This window comes from Mycobacterium angelicum, assembly GCF_002086155.1.
GTDB lineage: Bacteria > Actinomycetota > Actinomycetes > Mycobacteriales > Mycobacteriaceae > Mycobacterium > Mycobacterium angelicum.
Map to the genome: position 1 here is coordinate 1 of NZ_MVHE01000246.1, position 608 is coordinate 608.

The 608-nt window shown below is 70.7% G+C and carries 1 pseudogene; it reads right to left on the reverse strand.

The annotated features are described in order from the left end of the window. Positions 1-608, reverse strand: a pseudogene (locus BST12_RS33125) (hypothetical protein); the annotation flags it as partial.

Consider the following 608-nt stretch of genomic DNA (forward strand, 5'->3'; position numbering starts at 1 on the left):
GCCGCCGACAACGCCGGGAAGGTGGCCGAGAAGCTGGCCGACAGGGCGGGGAAGATGGCGCTGAATCCGGCGGCGAAGTTCTGACCTGCCGTGATCAAGGCGTTGAGGGCGCCTTGTAGGGCGGGGGCGCCAGACAGCGCGGCATTCAATGCGGCGTTAAGCGCCGCGCTCAACCCCGACAGGCTGGCCTGGAAGGCCGGCAAGCTGCCCGACAGCGCGGCGCTCAGGGTGGCGTTGAACGCCGCCGACAACGCCGGGAAGGTGGCCGAGAAGCTGGCCGATAGCGCCGGGAAGACCGCGCTCAAGCCCGCCGCGAAGTTCTGCCCCGCCGTCAGCAGTGCGCTCAACGCGCCCTGCAACGCCGGGGCACCCGACAGCGCAGCGCTCAATGCGGCGTTAAACGCCGCGCTCAACCCCGACAGGCTGGCCTGCAAGGCCGGCAGGCTGCCCGACAGCGCGGCGCTCAGGGTGGCGTTGAAGGCCGCCGACAGGGCGGGGAAGGTGGCCGAGAAGCTGGCCGACAGGGCGGGGAAGATGGCGCTGAATCCGGCGGCGAAGTTCTGACCTGCCGTGATCAAGGCGTTGAGGGCGCCTTGTAGGGCCGGGGC